The organism is Pleurocapsa sp. CCALA 161, from assembly GCF_003003995.1.
Classification (GTDB): Bacteria; Cyanobacteriota; Cyanobacteriia; order Cyanobacteriales; family Xenococcaceae; genus Waterburya.
In genome coordinates this window covers 13,589-33,456 of sequence record NZ_PVWF01000055.1, presented here as the reverse complement: position 1 = coordinate 33,456, position 19,868 = coordinate 13,589, and the positions used below count along the sequence as shown (strand labels likewise).

Annotated in this window: 7 protein-coding genes; all 7 read left to right on the top strand. The window is 41.1% G+C overall.

Annotated features, from left to right (window positions below; all coding sequences use genetic code 11):
• Window positions 1–718 (top strand): CheB methylesterase domain-containing protein (locus tag C7B62_RS14250; protein ID WP_106237488.1); only part of this gene is annotated, 718 nt, incomplete at its 5' end.
• Between the two features lie 805 nt (window positions 719–1,523).
• A complete protein-coding gene (locus tag C7B62_RS14245; RefSeq protein WP_106237484.1) occupies window positions 1,524–4,214 on the top strand; it encodes a hypothetical protein in 2,691 nt (896 codons plus the stop codon).
• Between the two features lie 97 nt (window positions 4,215–4,311).
• Window positions 4,312–4,875: a DUF11 domain-containing protein gene (locus C7B62_RS14240; RefSeq protein ID WP_106237478.1), complete on the top strand. Its 564-nt coding sequence runs from the start codon at window positions 4,312–4,314 to the stop codon at window positions 4,873–4,875.
• Between the two features lie 173 nt (window positions 4,876–5,048).
• Entirely contained in the window at window positions 5,049–7,553 is a 2,505-nt protein-coding gene (locus tag C7B62_RS14235; RefSeq protein WP_106237475.1) for a DUF11 domain-containing protein, read from the top strand.
• 38 nt (window positions 7,554–7,591) lie between these two features.
• Complete coding sequence (locus tag C7B62_RS14230) at window positions 7,592–12,310, top strand: hypothetical protein (RefSeq protein WP_199194199.1); 4,719 nt, start codon at window positions 7,592–7,594, stop codon at window positions 12,308–12,310.
• Between the two features lie 66 nt (window positions 12,311–12,376).
• Window positions 12,377–14,497 carry an OmpA family protein gene (locus tag C7B62_RS14225; RefSeq protein WP_106237471.1) on the top strand — a complete coding sequence of 707 codons (2,121 nt, stop codon included), beginning with the start codon at window positions 12,377–12,379 and terminating at the stop codon, window positions 14,495–14,497.
• Window positions 14,498–14,734: 237 nt separating this feature from the next.
• The gene (locus C7B62_RS14220; RefSeq protein WP_106237468.1) at window positions 14,735–19,813 is read left to right on the top strand and encodes a DUF11 domain-containing protein; all 5,079 of its coding nucleotides are present in this window, start codon (window positions 14,735–14,737) and stop codon (window positions 19,811–19,813) included.
• The last annotated feature ends 55 nt before the right edge of the window (window positions 19,814–19,868 follow it).

Below are 19,868 nucleotides of genomic sequence, written 5' to 3'. Positions count from 1 at the left end.
CGACCCAGAATCTCAAATCAATCACTTAAAGTTAATCAATAAAATTAAAATTTTGGCTGGAGTCAAAGTATTTAGACGCACTCCTCAAGCAAGTCTTAAATCTGAGTTGTCGCCATATATTAGGCAACAGACTCCTAGCAATAATACTTCAGAAATCAAAATAATTGCGATCGGCACTTCTACGGGAGGACCTCAAGCTTTACAAACAATCTTTGCCAGTTTGCCAGCTAATTTTTCTGTACCGATTGTCTGCGTGCAGCATATTAGCCAGGGTTTTCTTGATGGTTTAATTCAGTGGCTGAGTCTTACCTCTGGGTTACCAATTAAAATAGCTCTTTCTGGGATTACTCCTCAACCAGGAACAATTTACTTTCCACCAGAAAAAAAACACCTAGAATTAAATAGCCAAGGGCAGTTCGTCTGTTCAGATTCTCCTCCTCTTGGCGGTCATCGCCCCGCAGTCGATGTCACCTTCAAATCTGTAGCACGGGTTTACGATCGTCATGCGATCGCTGTATTATTAACTGGTATGGGCAAAGATGGCGCAGCAGGAATGCAAATGATTCGGCAAGCAGGGGGACTAACCATTGCCCAAGATCGAGAAACCTCGGTGATCTTTGGGATGCCCAAAGAAGCAATTGAATTGGGGGCAGTTCAACATATTTTACCTTTGCCAGAAATTACCCCTTTCATCATTCAAAAATTAACTTCTATTTAAACCGCGAAGCGGTTAGCTATAAGCCCTAAGCTTTGGTTAAAAAATTGATGTTCAAGCGATCGTTTTTCAATACTTCTTGTTTGGAGAGATAAAGAAATAGGGAGATAATTAATCCTTTAATACCCTAATTTCCCAGTTATTTAATTAAATTGTTAAACGAGAAGTATTGCTTAACTCCCTACAAAACCATCTTCTAATTCATTTGCCATAGCTACTTATATAGCAATACGTATTTAAGTTAAGTGCCTAAACAAAATTAATTACACATTATTATTCACCTTTTCCCTTTCCCCCTTTCCCTTTACCCAATTTCAACTAGGAAATTAATTTTCCACGACTACTTAGGACATTTACTACCTACTACCTAAGGCGGCTTTTTGGCAAGAATACTCTTACCAAAAACGCGCCGCTAACTTTGTACGGCTATAACTAATTGACTATTTAAATTAAGTGAATAATTAAAAGCTATTCAGTATTTGCATAAATATTTGCGTAAATATACAAATGGCATTTTAAACTTTACTAAGTTTTAATTTAGATACTTGATAGATAAATATCTATTAAGTAGTAAAAATACGTAACCAAAATATAGTCTAAAGCTTTATTCTATGATAGAAACAGGCATTCGAAATAAGTTGTCATTTTGTCATAAAGAAATTAGTTATTGTAATTTTTAGACTATATACGCTCAAAAATAGCTGTCTAGCTAAATTGTAATTTCTTAATTTGTATTTTCTATATACGCTCTTGACAATAATAAGAGCGTAATATTCTAATCTCAAAAATTATTGGTCTAATAATTTCTATGAATCAGCATAGCTTAACCAGAAATAAATACTATTTTCCATTGATTGGTGTAGCCTTAGCAACAGCCAGTCTATTTCAATTTTCTCTACCCGTATTTGCCGTCGGCACTAATGCAGGTGTCAGCCTCAAAAACACTGCCACAGCTACTTATGAAAACGAAGCTGGTACTCCATATAATGCTATTTCTAACGAAGTTACAGTAACAGTTGGTAAAATTGCAGGTATTACTAATGTACCTAATGGTTTGGTTGATAGTAATGGGGGTTCAGTTTTACCTGAAGAAACTATTAGCTTCGACTTTTTAATTACCAACACAGGTAATGACGCAACCAATATCTTTGTTCCTGACGCTACTAAGATTAATGGGAATGCCCAGAACGTAACTGTCGATCCCAACTCTGCTTCTTCAGTTCAATACAGTACTAATGGTGGTACTTCATTTATCAATCGACCTGCCGATGGTATTGTTCCTAACGTTGCCCTAAATACCTCGATTATCGTCCGTGTTACTGGTACTGTTTCTAGTACGGTTACTACAGGTGACACTATCAGCGTACGCTTAGGGGATACTGGTAATAACACTGCCGATATTAATAGTCCAGATTTTCCTGGTACTCAAAACCAACCTGATGCGGGTGGTGCAAACGATCCTCAAGACCAAGATGTCCGTACCTTAACTTCAACTACGGCAACTGTTACTGGCGATCCTGTGAACGGACAAAGGGAAGCTAGTGCAACTAACACGGTAACTGTAGGTTCTAATCCTCTGGCTTTAACTAGAATTAGAAAAACTAATGCTGGATTTACTAATGGTGCTGATGCTAGCTCTCTTAGTGATAATGTAATTACCTACAACTTAGAGTTAGATGTTCTCAATCAAAAGTTAGCTGGCTACAATAATTTCACCTACAATCCAGCAGCTTTAGAAGGTCGTGATTATAGCGGTGCAAATCCAGGAAGCTTTACTGGTGCTGGAATCACAAGTGAAAGCAATCTAATCTTGATTTCAGATGCGATACCTAAAGATACAACCTTAGACAAAGCCACTGTTGGTGCAGATGTCACTGCACCTAATGGTTGGACAAGAGTTTATACAGATGATGTTTTAACTGTTGCTCCTGAAAAAGCGGAATGGGAGACAGATGCTACTGCTTTAACTGGTGCGATTACTCGTGTAGGTTGGGTATACGATGCTAGTACCAATAAAATTGCTGCTGGTACTACCCAAACAGGCTTTAGTTTTAAAGTTGTTACTAGTAGTTTAACTAACACAGCTACCAGTATCTATAACATGGCGCAGACCTTTGGTAGTACTGATAATGGTGGTGCAGGGGTTACAGGGGCAATCACCTTTGATGAATCTGGTGACGAAAACCCCAATAACTTCAATGATGATGGTACTAGTGGCCCAGATGAAACTGTTGGAGATAGCAATAATGCGTTTGGTGTAGCTAATCCTGGTAATAACGAGAATAACGTCGATGTAAACAACAACAACACTGCTACGGGAACTCCTGGTGGTGAGGTTAACAAAGTTAGGGTAACACCTCCTGCTGTCGCTTCTAATCTGCGTAATGGACCAGCAAATCTACCCGATGCAATTGGCGGTATTTTTGGTGCGACTACTGCGGATGATAACCATGATTTCCAAAATTTAGGTGTAGCAACTCCTGCTGTAACTGGCACTACTCAGGCTCAAACCTACGATCCTGACTCTATTACCTTTACCAACACCGTTAAGAATCCTACTGCTGCACAGATAACTAACGTCATTCTGCAACCTATTAGCCCTGAGGCTTTAACTTTGGGAGGAACAGCAGCAAGCTTACCTAACGGCACTGAAGTTACTATTACTTATAGTGGAGTTAGTGCGACATATACCTACGACAATACTGGAACTGGAAGCTTTACGTTAAGTGGTGGTACTCCAATTACTGTTCCCAGTATTAATGCCAACGCATCTATCAACTATACTGTTGCAATCAATCTGCCTGATGGAACAGAATTATCAACCAGTGATAATGGTTCAGGCGAAAACATTGGTGGTTATCCCGTACCTATTGCTGCTTATAAAGACAGCAACAACACTGGTACTGGTTTACTTCCAAGTGCTAGTTATACTGCTGGTAATGGTTTAACTACACAAGATACTTATAACGTTACCGTTAACCAAGTTTATGCTGGCTATCTCAAACTAGTTAAAAAAGCTCGTGTTTTAAGAGCTAACGCTAGTGGTCAATATTCATTAGTTACAGGAATGAACTTTAATGACCCAGATGCTAACAAAAAGCCTGCACCTGGAGACATAATTGAGTACCAAGTTGCCTACAGTAACATATCTGATCCTCAAGCAACTGGTGCTAATAGTGTCTTGCTTCAGGCTAACGATGTGCGCATTATAGAGAATGGTACAGTAGGAGCTAATAACTGGGCATTAGACACGACTTCCCCTGACGACGGTGACACAATTATCGATACTCTGCACGTACCCAGTAGCGCCCAAGACTCTAATAGCGGAACTATTACTTACTTTAAAGGTACTACTGGTAGTACAGCTAGTAGTACTACAGATAAACTAGTAACCAGCTATATAGACACAGTTGCTAATGTTGCTCCAGGAGTTAGTGGAACATTTACTTTCCAACGCAAAGTAACTGACGCAAGTGATATTAAGACACTTACCCCATAAATAGAAAAACTGGGTTTATAGAAGGAAAAATTCTCTATCTATCGACCCAGGGGATTTGTTCACTGTTCACTATAGCAATTATCAGAGAAATAGCAATATGAAAGGTCTATACAAGTTATTGAGTATTGGCACTATGGGATTAGCAGTAATCCTACCCTTACTCAATAATCTTCCCGCAGCAGCAGATATTCCTAATCCAGGTGAAATTATTGCCCAAGCTGCCGAAAAGCCAGAGATTATACTCAATTTAGTAGTAGCTAAACAACAGATTAGCGCTACGGTTGATGGTAAGCAACAGGTCACTTGGCAAAATTTGGAAGATAATGCCAAAGTCGCCCCTGGAGATATTTTGCGCTACACCATTGTTGGTGAAAACTCTGGGTCAAGTGTCGCGAATAATCTAGCTGTTACCCAGCCAATTGCTGCCCAAATGGTTTACAAGCTTAATTCTGCTAGCAGTAAAAACCAGGCCAAGATTACCTATAGTACCGACCAGGGTAAAAGTTTTGTAGCTGAACCAAAAATTAAAATTACCCAGGAAGATGGCACAGTAGTTGAGCGTCCTGCACCACCAGAAGCCTATACCCATATTCGGTGGCAGTTTCCTACGGTAACACCAGAAGCAGGGGCTACAGCAATGTATGAAGTGCAAGTGCAGTAAAGTCGTTGAGGATTAATTAAATATATAAAAGCTGGTAGTAGTAATGCTCATAGTTTTTAATTTTTAGTTTTTAGCTTTCGATCCTCACATTTTGATTTACTACTTTGTTCTAAAGAGGTGGGCAATGCCCACCCTAGATTGTGCTGGACATACTTGCAGTTGAGAAAAGAATTGTGTTTAATTTTTGCTTTTTTAGCATCACTAAATCGAGTCCCAAAATTGCCCGTATTTTAATCGTCATGATGCTTACCGCTCCTTGGTTACCGCTGAGAAGCAAGCAGGTTATGGCTCAAACAGTTTTGAGTTGTTCTGTGGGCAATAATCAAGAAATTATTAATACAGCGATCGCTAATCATGAATTATCAGATGATTCTAATCAACAAAAAGCTGTAGTTTCTCATGTTTCTAATACTGTACTTGAAATCAGTTTGCTCCCTCAGTCTCCGTCAAAAATTCAGGTTAGTAACCAAGGCGTAGAGGATGCAAAAGGAAACTTAGTCAGTGCATTGGGAATCATTGCCAGTAGCTTAATTGAGCAATTTAAACAACAGGGTTTAAAAGAAACAGCAGCTAACCAAGCAGCGATCGTCACCATCTCCCGTTGGGCAGCCTTGCCCGTTGATTCTACTTCGATAGAGTTAGCAGCAGCCATTAAAGAATCTGTGATTAAGCAGGTAGGCAAAGAAAACCAAGCAATCATTACCCAAATTCCTGATTCGCAACTATTAACTAGTCTGGCAGGATTGCAAGTATCTAGTTTACAGGCATTGGGTCTTAGGGAAACAGAGATTGAAACTCTTAGTCAAATAAAGCTCACTTCTAAAGAGGAAGGTAGTTTTATTGAGCAAGTTCAACAGGCGATCGCAGCAGCCAAGCTGACTAGACCAGAAGCCAAGGCTCAACTTACTTCTTTTCAAGCACAGCTAGAGTTAGAACTCAATCAGATTCGTCAAAAACAGCCCACCAAACTAACTCCTGGAAGTAAGCTGCGGTTTAAATTCCAGCTTGCCAATGAGAGTGACCAGACTGCAAGTATCAAACTGCCCAATATTCAAACCATTAGCGAAAATGGCTTGACTGGGGCTGGCAAGGTTACGGGCATTATTTATCGTTTGGCAACAGCCGAACCCGAAGCAAGCAAAACCATTACTGATACCGCTCAAGATGTCTCCATCCCTGGAAAACAATCATTAATCTTAGAAGTTCAGGTTGAAGTAACCGCTCTATCTGAAAATCAGATTTCGGCAATTGGGATTGATTTACAAACTGACTGTGGCGATCGCAATTCACAACAAACCCTAAGTATCTTACCTGAGATTACTCCTGATAAAAATGAATTAATTGACCCCAGAGGTGAAATTAGTGGCTGTGCAGGGGAAATCTTAGCGGATTATCAGGGTTTTTCCGTTGCTTTATACGATCTGGCTGCTAACGATCCTACCCAGAGTGAACCTGGAGGAATAACACCCTTAACTACTACTGAATTACCAGACGAGCCAAATAATAATATTTCCCCTGGTATTAAACCAAATATTGAAAACAGTAATCCTTTTTTTCTGACCAATAGCGATCGCGGTAAATATAGCTTCTTGTTTGATGAAGAAAAAGGGCAATTAGACCGTGGCAGAAATTATATTTTGGTGGTCGATCCTGGCGAGAATTCTATTTATGACCAAAGACAGGTCAAGATTACCATTGGCGATCGCACAGACAGAATAGTTCAATATACTGCTACTTCCCTTGATGGTAGACAGATTAACGCTTCTGATGGTCAAACAACGATTACAGGAGAAATCCTGTTAATCGAAGATGCAGAAAGAGTCGGTTTAAACCTAGCAGTACTAGATTTAGCTACCAATATTTGTGATGCCCAGGAAATTTCGATTACCAAAACAGGCGATCGCGCTGCGGCTGAACCTGGGGATATTGTTTTATACCGTTTGGCAATTCGCAATCTGGCTTCTGTTCCCCTGACTAACTTTCAAGTCGCCGATACTCTACCTGCTGGTTTTCGCTTAGAGGCAGATAGTGTCCGTGGTGAAAGCGAATCAAAATTAGTTGACATTACCACGACTCAAAATAATTCCCTAGTCAATTTTGCTGTTAATACAACTTTGCCTTCTGGAGGAATTGTCAATCTCGTTTATGCTGTCCAAGTTACTCCTAATGCTTTACGGGGTTCAGGAGAAAATTCGGCGATCGTCAATGCTCAACGCATTGATAACCGTCTAACTGTTAAAGATGGGCCCGCCATTCATAAGCTGCGAATTGAATCAGGAATTCTTGCCGATGCAGGAATTTTGTTGGGTCGAGTATTTGTCGATAAAAACTTTGATGGTCAGCAGCAAGCTGGAGAACCAGGAATTCCCAACGCGGTTATTTATCTCGAAGATGGCAATCGCGTGATTACCGATGCGGAAGGTCTATTTTCCGTCACCAATGTCTTGCCTGGACATCACACAGGAATACTCGATTTAACCAGCATTCCCGAATATCGTCTTGCTCCCAATTTACGTTTTAGCGAGGGCAATAGCGTCTCCAGACTAGTCAATTTAGCCCCAGGAAGTATGGTCAGGATGAATTTTGCTGTTACTCCTACGGCTGCGGAACAAGAAACCAAAAGTAAGCATAAATCGCCAAAATCTCTTAAAAATAACCATAATTTTGATTCTAAATAAATAGATCGCTAATTAAAATGTTTTCCATCATCTAGTTTATGAAAGTTAAAACCAGCCAAAAATACAACCTATCGCTCCAGCTAGTTACTTTTATGGCTGCCGTTTTTAGTCTAGTTTTTTATACGGCGATCGCCCAAGCCCAAACTAGAAAAGAGTCCTTAGTTACTAGTCAAACCCCTAGTTTATTCTCCCAGCCACAACAGTTAATTACGCAAACATGGTCAGATTTAGATAGCGATCGCGAAGCATACCCGAAGGGTAATCGCCTCAGTTTGGCAACTCCCAATCAACAGCCTGAAATTGAATCAGAAACTTTATTAATCAATCAGTTAAATCTAGAACAACAACAGTTAATTGCACAAACCTGGTCAGATTTAGATAGTAATCCCCTCAGTTTGGCAACTCCCAATCAACAGCCTGAAATTGAATCAGAAACTTTATTAATTAATCAGTTAAATCTCGAACAACAACAACTAATTGCGCAAACTTGGTCAGATTTAGATAGCGATCGCGAAGCATACCCGAAGGGTAATCGCCTTAGTGTAGCAACTCCCAATCAACAGCCTGAAATTGAATCAGAAACTTTATTAATTAATCAGTTAAATCTCGAACAACAACAACTAATTGCGCAAACTTGGTCAGATTTAGATAGCGATCGCGAAGCATACCCGAAGGGTAATCGCCTTAGTGTAGCAACTCCCAATCAACAGCCTGAAATTGAATCAGAAACTTTATTAATTAATCAGTTAAATCTCGAACAACAACAACTAATTGCGCAAACTTGGTCAGATTTAGATAGCGATCGCGAAGCATACCCGAAGGGTAATCGCCTGAGTTTAGCAACTCCTAATCCACAGCCTCAGATTAGTAATACCTCTGTTGAGTCCCAAAGCTTATTAATCAATCAACTTAACCCCCAGCAACAGCAGCTAATTGCGCAAACCTGGTCAGAACTTGATGCAGAACAATTGAGCTTGGCAAATCCTGACGATTGGAGAATCATCATACCTGATGCCAAGAAGGATCGAGAAGCTACACCTCAGTCAGAGCCAATCATCAACCCTCCAGACAAAAGAGAAATTGCCACCAGACTAACCCTTAAACAGGTACAAATTATTTCTCCCGCACCTGGAGTAATTTTAAGTAGTCACAATAATGACTCAGTAACGATCCAATATCCACCTACTGCCTCAGTCAAACTTCAGGTTAATGGTGCAGAATTAGCCGACTCGGCGATCACTCAGCAAAGCCTTGATAGTAAAAGAAATTTAATTACCCAAACTTGGCAAGGTGCAGAGTTAAAAAAGGGCACAAATACCCTCAGCGTGATTGCTTCCCAAGATGGAATCAAGACTAAAACCGATCGCCAAGTAATGGTTAAAGATGTTTCTCGATCAGCAAATGCCGTCAAAAAATCAGCAACAACAACGGAAAATAACGCTCAACAACCTGTTAATCCAGAAATAACGCCCCCCTCCCCCACAGAATCACCAGTAAAAATTCTCACTCCTGCTGCTAATGCAACTTTAGAAACAATTCATAGTAGCGTCATAATTCAGTATCCTGAATCTACTTCAGTTATTTTGCAAGTTAACGGTAAATCCGTTGACACTGCCCAAGTAGGACGGACGGAATTACATCCTGTTTCCCATGTAGTTACTCAAACTTGGTATGGGGTGATTTTCAAGACGGGAGTAAATACTTTAAGTATTTTATCTACTACCGATGGAGTTAAGTATATTGAAACGGCAATCAAGATTACTGTACCTGGTAGACCAGAGGCTTTACAAGTAGAAACAGTCGAAACAGAAATTCCTGCTGATGGTCAGGCGATCGCCACCGTTCAAGGTCGATATGTTGATGGACAGGGGACTACTACACCCTGGAATGAAATTGTTACCCTCAATAGCAGTGCAGGTAAATTTGTCGGTACAGATGTCGATCCAGATCGCCCAGGATTTCAGGTTAAACCCGAAAAAGGCGAGTTTACCGCATCTCTCCAGGCTGGGTATGATGCCAAGACGGTTAGAATTCAGGCGAAAGCTAGACAATTAGAAGCCTATACCCAGACTCAGTTTAAAACTACCCTAAGGGAAAAACCTCTGTTAACTGGTTTTGCGGATTTGAGGATTGGTGCTGGCGGGATTAACTATTACGATAGTCTGCGGGATTTTCTACCCTTAGATCACAATAATGGTGCAGAGATCGATTTTAGTTCAGCAGCTTTTATCACAGGTAGTTTTGGTAAATGGAGTTATACAGGAGCGTTTAATAGCGATCGCCCTCTGAACGAAGACAAAGACGGAGAAACTCGCATTTTTCGAACTTACGATCAAAGTGAGTCAAATTATCCCGTTTATGGCGATAGTTCCACTACAGAGGCGACCACCCCTTCTACAGATAGCCTTTATCTACGTTTAGAACGAAGTCCCAGGATTGAATTTGCTGATCCCGACTATTTTATGTGGGGTGATTATGACACCGAAGAATTTAGCACCGAATCTCAGGAGTTTAGCGGTATTTCTCGACAGCTACACGGATTTAAAGCCAATTACAATCTGGGTGATTTCCAATTCAATGCTCTTTATGCCAACAGCGTTGAAGGTTTTCAACGAGATGCGATCGCCCCTGATGGTACTTCTGGTTTTTACTTTTTCTCTCGTCGTTTGTTAATTCCTGGGTCAGAAGATATTTATCTAGAACTATCTCCCCTTAACGATCCTGGCAAGGTGGTTACTCGTCAACGTCTTAGTTTGGGTTTGGATTATGAAATTGACTATGACCGAGGCACTTTGCTGTTTAAAGATCCTGTCTTACGTACTCAAGTCAATCAGAATGGTAATATTTTAGTCCGTCGGATTATTGCTACCTATCAATTTGAGGTTGAAGCCAATGAAGCTAGTCTGGTAGGCGCGAGAGGACGCTATCATTTCAACCGTGACTTAGAAACCCCTAGTTGGATCGGTGCAAGCTATCTCAACGAAGATCGTGGCGATCAGGATTTTTCTCTCTGGGGTGTGGATGGTTATTTTTCTCTGGGTGAGTGGGGTAAATTGATTGCCGAATATGCCCAGTCGGATAATCAGACTGTGTTTGCCGAAGCAGATGGTTCAGCCTATCGTTTTGAAGGAGAAGTCAAGTTTAATGATTATCTACAAGGACGAGTTTATTATCGTGATATCGATGAAGGTTTTGCTAATAATGCCACCTTAAGCTTTGTTCCTGGTCAGATCACTTATGGAAGCCAAATTGAGGCACAGATTGCTCGCCATACTAAACTTCAGTTTAGTTATGAACATCAAGATAATAAAGGAGTTTCTCCCCGTCCCCTCGATGAATTAGCAGAATTCTTAGATAGTGGTTTTGATCCTGTGCCTGGTAATCAGCAAGATAATAGCTTATCGACTATTACCGCAGGAGTTGAGCAAAAAATAGGCAAGGCGGATCTGGGAATCGATCTTACCTGGCGCGATCGCACGGATCGTAAATCTCCAGGCGCTTTAAACAGTACTTCAACGCAATTGCGATCGCGGTTTTCAATTCCCATTATCGATAAATTAAACTTTCAAGCTTTCAATGAAATAACTCTTTCTGATAATACCGATGCCGTATTTTCTGACCGTACTGGCTTGGGTTTAGATTGGGAATTCTACAAAGGTTTAAGTTTAGTTCTTAATCAGCAATGGTTTACTAGAGGTGAACTAGCAGGAGAATCCTTAACCAGCTTTGGGATTCAAGGAGAATACGAACCCTGGGCAAACGCTACCCTCACAGGCAGATATTCTCTCACCAACGGAATCAGTGGCGTTAGTAATATCGGCGCGATCGGCTTACAGCAAAAAATAACTATTGCACCTGGTCTTAACTTAGATTTAGATTACGAACATACTTTTAGCGGTTTTGATACTATTGGTTCTGGCATCCAATATGCTCAACCTTTTGCCGTCGGGCAAGGATCTTCATCTCTAGGCTTTAGTTCTGGTTCGACTTACAGTATCGGGATTGAATATACAGATAATCCTGATTTTACTGCTAGTGCTAAATGGCAACACAGCGATAATTCTGGCGGGGGCAACACCGTAATTACTGCCGATGTCACAGGCAAACTTTCTTCCAGTCTAACTAGTTTATTTAGCTATAACCAAGCCAGTTCTGCCAACCAAACCTTTGATATCGGTACTACTAGAAATATACGTTTAGGTCTAGCCTATCGCAATCCCAAACAAGATAACTTTAATGCCCTGTTGCGTTACGAATATGAAGAAAACGGCGGCACTATTCCCGAAACGCTGCTTTTAGGCAAAGGAACTGGTTCTCAAGAACATTTATTTGGCATCGAGGCAATTTACGCTCCCAATTGGCGCTGGGAATTTTACGGAAAATACGCCTTTCGCAACAGCAAAACTTTCCTGGCTGATGATTTCGTTGGCAGCAGCAATATCTCTCTGGGTCAATTACGCGCTACCTATCGCCTGAACTACCACATAGATTTGGCAGTAGAAGGGCGCACGATCTGGCAACCCTCCGCAGGCTATACCGAATCAGGATTTGTCCTGGAAGCAGGTTATTATCTCACTCCTGAATTGAGAATCTCTACAGGCTACGTCTTTGGTAGTGCTGATGATGAAGACTTTACGGGTACACGTTCGGCTGGAGGTGCATATGTGGGTGTGACGATGAAATTAAATAGCCTACTAGACGGTTTTGGACAACATCAACCCCCGTCGCCTCCAGAGGTGATTCCGAAGAAGAAGTAATGGGAATAGGTAGTAGGTAGTAGGTAGTAGGTAGTAGGTAGTAGGTAGTAGGTAGTAGGTAGTAAAATGAACATTAACAGAGACAAACACAATTTAATATCCCAAGTCCTGTTAACGGTTTTAACTGTTAGTGGTGTAGCAATCTTTTCAGGACAAACTGTTACAGCACAGACCAACTTGCAATCTTATCGAATTTTAGTAAATAGCGATCGCGATACCATTAACCCCGATCAGTCATTAACCCTCAGAGAAGCTATTGAAATCGTTAATAATACCCTAACCTGGGATGATTTAAGTGCTGCTGAGCAAAAACAAGTCACTGTCATTAATCAACCGCAAGCATCTCAGATTGAATTTGCTTTAGCTGCACCTATTAAAATTGAGTTACAAGAGACTTTGCCACCTCTATTAAGTCCTGGTTTAGTCATTGATGGTACGACTCACCCAAACTACGACTCGAAGAAAATCGCTACAGTTGAAATTCCCATCCCTATTCCTGTAGTTAGTCTCACCGCAGCCGAAGGCAAAAATGTCTTTCGAGGTTTAACGATTTCGGGCGATCGCATTACGGTTAAAGGCTTAAGTATCCATGGTTTTAGCCAGCCTAATCAGCCTACGGATACTACCCCAGGTGCGGATATTGTAATTGGTTCTCGTTTACCTGTGAGCGAGGATCTATCAGCTTTTCTTCCCGATCATCCTCCTCAAAACGTGGAAATTATTGATAATTGGCTGGGATTACCGCCTGATGAATCTCTAAACAGTATTCCTTCTAGTTTTGGGATCTGGCTCTTTGATGGGGTAAATACTAAGATTCAACGCAACCGTATCTATCATCATGGCGGTAGCGGTATTCTCACTTCGGTTACGGCTCAAAAAACTCAAATTAAAGCCAATATTATTGTCGGTAATGGCTTACAGGGAATGCCCCACGCTATTTATTTAGAAGGGCAAATTCAAGACAGTCAGATTACTGATAACTTAATTTGCGGTAATGACGGTAGTGGTGTTTATCTCTTTAAACCCGAAGGTGCGATCGCTATTAATCATAATACGATTAAATTCAACGGTCGTAGAGTCCCCAGCGCAGCAGTATATCTCATTGGGAACGATCATCAAGTCACTAATAATCAAATTAGCTGGCAAACAGGCACAGGAGTAACGGTTACTGCTTATCCTCAAAGTGACAGAAATTTAATTACTAATAATACTTTTAACGATCTAGAAGGTTTAAGTATTGACCTCAACACTAGAGATCGAGATGGGAGAGTATTTTATCAATTAGGCGATGGGGTTAATCCACCCCGTGATTCTCGTAACCGTAAACGGGACACTGCTAATAAATCGATTAATGCGCCTCAATTTCTGAGTGAAAACTTTTATCTCATCGACGGCAAAGTCAATATAGATGGTCTTGCCGATCCTGGATCAACAGTAACTTTATATCGAGTTAAGTTAGGTATTCCCAGAAAGATTAAAGAACAAAGTCCTCTAGCTAGCCAAAGTGATAATTATGGCCCGTTAAGTGAACCTCTGACGGAAGCAGTTGCGGATCGAGATGGCAAATTTAGCTTTACTTTAGACAATCTTACCCCTGGAACGATCATAAGCGCGATCGCCACTAAGCCAGATTACGGCACATCAGAACCAGCTTTTAATGCAACCATAAATTCTTTAAATCAATCTAAGGCAACTATTGAACGTTCTTTGAGTCTACCCAACTGCACTACTAAACCTGTTGTTGAAATAGCTAAACCCCCTGTCCAACCTGAAATTAAGCCATCAGAGCCGATCAAGTTAAATGTACCGCGCAATATCCACTTTGCTTTAGATCGAGCAAATATTTCCCCTGCTAGTGCCAAAGTCTTAAATCAAATAGCCACTGTCTTAAAACTATATCCTTACATGATGATTGAATTACAGGGGCATACAGACTTTCGTGCTAGCGATCAATACAACTTGGATTTAAGTCGTCGTCGTGCCGATGCGACTCGCAACTATCTCTTACAGCAGGGAGTAGATCCCGCCAGGATGGCTATTTTGCCTTTAGGTGAATCAAAGTTAGAAAAACCTGGGAATACTATCGTTGACCATGCCTACAACCGCAGGGTAGAGGTAATTTTTCACGATCTGCGAGGTGTAGACATCATTTTTGAGAATCAGGATGCTGATTTACAACTGGAATGAAAACAAAAATGTTAAAAACTAATTTAGCTTTTTCAAATTTTAACTTACAACCAAACTGCCATGAATTTTTTGCAAACACCCCAAAAACTTTATAAGAAATGCAAGTTAAACAAGAGTTTACAATATATTTTATTTTTGACTGCGATCGCAGCTCATTCTAATCAAATCACCCCCCTTTAGTTTTCCATGCCTAAAATTTATCCTCATTTTCCTAGTAGAGATCAGTTGAAATAGATCATGAACAATCAGCTAAGTATTCAGAGAAAAGCGTCCTTTCATTTTGGTTTAATTTTATTCGCATCACTGGGCTTTACCCTACCCGCGTTAAGTGAAGGATCTCAACAACTCGGTAACGGTAGTCAAGGACTTAACGTTTATTTATTTGAATACAATGCTACAAACAACTTTGTGCAGGCAAATCAAGGGCCAAGACCTATTAAGGTCAATGTTGAGAACGCCAATCAGGTCATTAATATCTCACTTTGTGGGTGGAATACCGCAGACGTACTTGCAGTTGAGGTTTTCCGCCCATCAGGAACTGAAATTGATTATACAACTCAAGTACCTGCTGATTCCCCTGGTGCATTTAATGCTACTGCTGCTGATGGAGCAGGAGCGTGGCGCTTGGCTACTGGAAATGCCAGAACCACTACTCAAACAACGCTTTGTACTAATCAAGGTAAGCCAACTCAACCCACTGGTACGCTTTCTACTCCAATTCGCTTTGTTGCCCCTGAAGCTGGCACCTATGAAATTCGTTTATACAATGACAGCTTAGCAGCCAATAATACCGATAATGTTCTCACATATTTTGATGTTACGGTTACGCCCAACGCCTCGACTAATCCTGACCCAAGAGCTAATAACGGTCAAGTGTGGGCTACCAGCTGGGCATTTAATGCAGGCAATACCTTTGAAGCAACGGGAGCATATGATGCAGACCTCTACATCAGAACACCAGGAGGACGGACAAATACTGAATTTATTTGGCAACTGGACTTAAATAAATTTGCGCCTCAAAGGCATGAAATTATTGCCAATGCAATTGGTCTTAATGCTCCCAATTCACGAGGAAGCTCTCCAGGTCCAGCTGGTACTGGGCGTGCCTATACTAAAAGCTATCCTATTTACCTGTCTCCACCCAATTTATCTTCTTTTGTTGCGCCAATCCTTCCAGAGCCTGCACCTGCTTCAGTCTCGAATCTGAATTTTGTTGATAATGCAGGACAAGACAATACCATTTCTCCTACATCAACTAGTAGCGTTCAAGATTCAGGGTTTTTTAGATTTAATTCAGACGTAGCTGGTACTTACAAAATCACCATTGATACCGATCAAAATGGAGTGTTTGGGGCGGGCGATCGCGTTTTGTTTGGTTCGGCAACTTCAGGTGCAAACGCTGTTGCCTGGGATGGCCAGGGAGATAACAATGCAGTATTAAACGCTGGTTCTTATCCCGTCCAGATTTCTGTCGGGCTGGGTGAATATCACTTTGTCACCTATGATGCTGAAACAAGTGGTGGCGGTACAAATGACGGGCTGTCTATCTGGAAATGGAATGGTAGTTCGAGGTCGGCTGTCTCAAATTTCTGGGATGATACCAAGATTACCAATCCAACTGGTGCAACCAAAAACCTAGTGGGTGGCCTTTCTGGAACTGCTGCTGGAACTCATACTTGGGGAAACTTTGCAATGGGTAGTATTGGCGACGGTAATTACATTGATACCTGGGTTTTCGGTACTCCGCAGCTCCAAACAACTAAAGCAATTATTGCCACCTCTGACGCGAACGATTTTGCCGATGCTCCTGATACCTACGGCACAAACAAAGATATTACAGTGGGAGGAATCCCTGCCAGCCACTTGGTTAACCCTAATCTCCACCTAGGCGTGAATGCTCCTGACTCTGACGCTGACGGTCAGCCCTCTGTCAACGCAGATAGCGATGACATCAACGGCACAACCCCTGATGATGAAGATGGCGTAATCAGCTTCAGTCCTTTAATAGAGAATGCAACAACTTATTCCGTTACCGTCAAAGTTAAAAATACAACGGGCGCAGCAGCTTCATTAGGAGGATGGATTGACTTTAACAAGGATGGGCAGTTTCAGCCCAGTGAGGGAGTTGTGCAGTCTGTTCCAAATAATACCAATAGCGATGTTACACTAACTTGGAATAATTTAAGCGGTTTAGTTGTTGGCGATATCTATGCTCGATTCCGTTTAAATAGCGATCCGCTCACAACCAGCGACTTCCAAGGGGGAGGGAGAGACGGAGAAATTGAAGATTACAAGTTGGCGATCAAAGAAGTAGACTATGGTGATGCCCCTAGCTCTTTTGGAGATGCTAGCCATGAAATTTTTGCTACTCCAACTGTATATTTAGGTGCTATTAAACCAGATAAAGAAGTAGGTACTCAACTAGGCAACGATGCAGGTGCAGCAGCAGTAGGGGATGACGGTAATGGTACACCTGATGATGAAGATGCTTTTACTACCTTACCTAATGTCCCGAGTCTTGGTAGCTATAGCCTAAATGTCCCTGTAACTAACACTAGTGGCAATAACGCTAACTTACACGCCTGGGTTGACTTTAACAAAAACGGTAAATTTGAACTAGGAGAGTATAAAAGTGCTACGGTTGCTAGTGGTAGTACCAGTGGAAGTCTTAACTGGACTGTTCCAACTGGCACTCTTCCTGGCAATACTCATGTCCGCTTCCGTCTAACTACCGATAATACTTTGACTGATAACGCTGGCACAACGAATATTGATGAACGTTCTATTGGTGTTGCTAATGACGGAGAAGTAGAAGATTACTCAACATCTATATCAATATATGATTATGGTGATGCTCCCGATACCGGTATTGGTACAGCGACAGGAAATTATCAAACTAAAGCTAATGATAATGGTGCAGCCCAAGTTGTAATTAATACGGCAGGTCTAGTTTTGAGTTTAGGCAGCAATATTGATGTTGACGATGGTAGTTTACAAAATAGTACTGCTGACGCAGACGATACTACCAGTACTGCCAGTATTGATGATGAAGATGGAGTAAGCAGTTTTCCTACCTTAACCACGACAGCTAATCAAACCTATACTGTCCCCGTCAGCGTGCGAAACAACGTTCCTTCGGTCAATGCTTATTTAGTTGGTTATATCGACTTTAACAAAGATGGAGATTTTAACGACACAAGAGAAAAATCGGCGACTGTGACCGTCCCTACTAGTAATACCAATCCCCGAACCGTTAACGTTACTTTTACTACTCCTGCTGGCATGACTACTGGGAATACTTATGCTCGCTTTCGTTTAGGTAGTGTTCAAGCTACAGTCGAATCAGCTACAGGAGCTTCTGCTGGTACAGATAATGGCGAAATAGAAGATTATCAAATTGCGATCGCACCTGATGGCAATCGTCCCTTGGGTACTCCTTTAAGCTGTGACTCCACTTTTTATATTACGATTGGTGCTGGAAATGGTGCTGCTCAAGATCTCTATAGTGTCAATCGTTCGGGTAGTAATTACACTTTTAATCGTATAGGACTAAATACCAGTACTGCCAGTGGATATCCGAACACTTTTAGTTATAATGCTTTAGCTTATAACCCAGCAAACAATTATCTTTACGGTTTTGTTACAAATAGTTCTGCTACATCAGGACCTTATGCTACTGGTAATGTGGTTCAAATTGGTAGTGATGGTATCTTGCATTCTATTGGCAAGCCAACCAACGGTAGCGGTGGCACTCTAGCAATCACTAATTACTTTGCTGCGACTATGTTGGCTGACGGTACTTATGTTATTGGTCAAAATGGCAACATTGCCAAGCTCAATGTCAATACATCTCCACCTACGATTCTTAGCACGGGTTCGTTATCGGGTGTTAGCTTTACAGATTTTGCAGTCGATCCTAAAGATCCTACTAGTCTGAGTGGAGGTAGAATTTATGGAATTGATGAAACTAGCGATCGCTTAGTTATTCTAAATGTTGCAGGCAATAACCCGACAATAATAAGTCAAGCAACTAACCCAACGGGATTCAATCACAATACAGGTTCTCAATTCGTTGATTCTTTTGGGACGCTTTACTACCGTAGCAACACAGATAATAATTTATATCGGGTTGATAGTGATTCTACTAGTCCCAACTATGGTAGAGCTACATCAATTACAAATGCACCATCAGGCGGAAATCATGATGGTGCTAGCTGTCTATTTTCTTCAGTGATGCAAAAAGATGTTCAAGATCTTAATGGAAACAAGATAACCACTTCTCCTGCGGGGGAAGTAGTAAAGTATGTTTATAGTATTGCTTCTGGTAATGTACAAAATCTTACTGGTGTAACTTTCCAAGACGATCTGAGAACGGTTAGTAGTGGTAATCCTATTAATGGCACTTTTAATGGCAACTATACTGTTTCTAACGGTTCTGGTACTGTCAGCTTTAGCAACAATAATCAAACAATTCAAATTAGTAATTTAGTCATTCCTGCCCAAACTCAAGCAACGATAGGTGCAGATAAGCTAACCATTACTGCTGAAGTGAACGTTTCTAAGACTTTAACTCCAGGGGAGTATTTCAATCAAGCCTCGATTACTAACTTGCCTGCCACATACCCAGCATCTATCGCTTCTGATTATCCAACGTCTCCAGCTTACGAGGATCCGACTCCCTTACAAGTCACCGCCCCCATACCCTCGGATCCCAACTTACTTCTTGTCAAGCGGATTACAGCTATTAACCCAGGTCAGTCAGACCCAATTCAATTTAATAATTTTGTTGATGATACTGGCACAACTAATGATAACAATTCTAAGTGGCCCGATTCTGATAGTAACCCTAACAACAATACCAACGATTATTTACGCGGAGCAATCAGTGTTCCTCAAATCAAACCAGGAGACGAGGTAGAATACACAATTTATTTTCTCTCTAATGGTGATGTTGCAGCTAAAAATGTCACCATTTGTGATGTTGTGCCAGATAATATGACCTTTGTAGCCAATAGTTACGCGGCGAATTTCGGTATGGCTTTATTAAATGGAACAGCTTTATCTACTACAACTACTAAAAATTTGTCCAATGCTATTGGTGATGATGAAGGAGATTTTTATCCACTAGGGACAAATCCTGCTGTAGCTAACCTGTGTAAGAAACACGATACTACTAATAATCTAATTCCTCTTACTAGCAGTAATAATCTTTCAGGGGCAGTCTTAATTCAATTAAATAGTCTTCCTAACGCTACAGGTTCAGGAACACCGCCTAATTCCTATGGCTTTATTCGTTTTCGTGCCAAGGTCAAATAGCTTGATCGGCAACTGACACAAAACTTTCAATCCATCGAAATTAATTGTTTTTCTT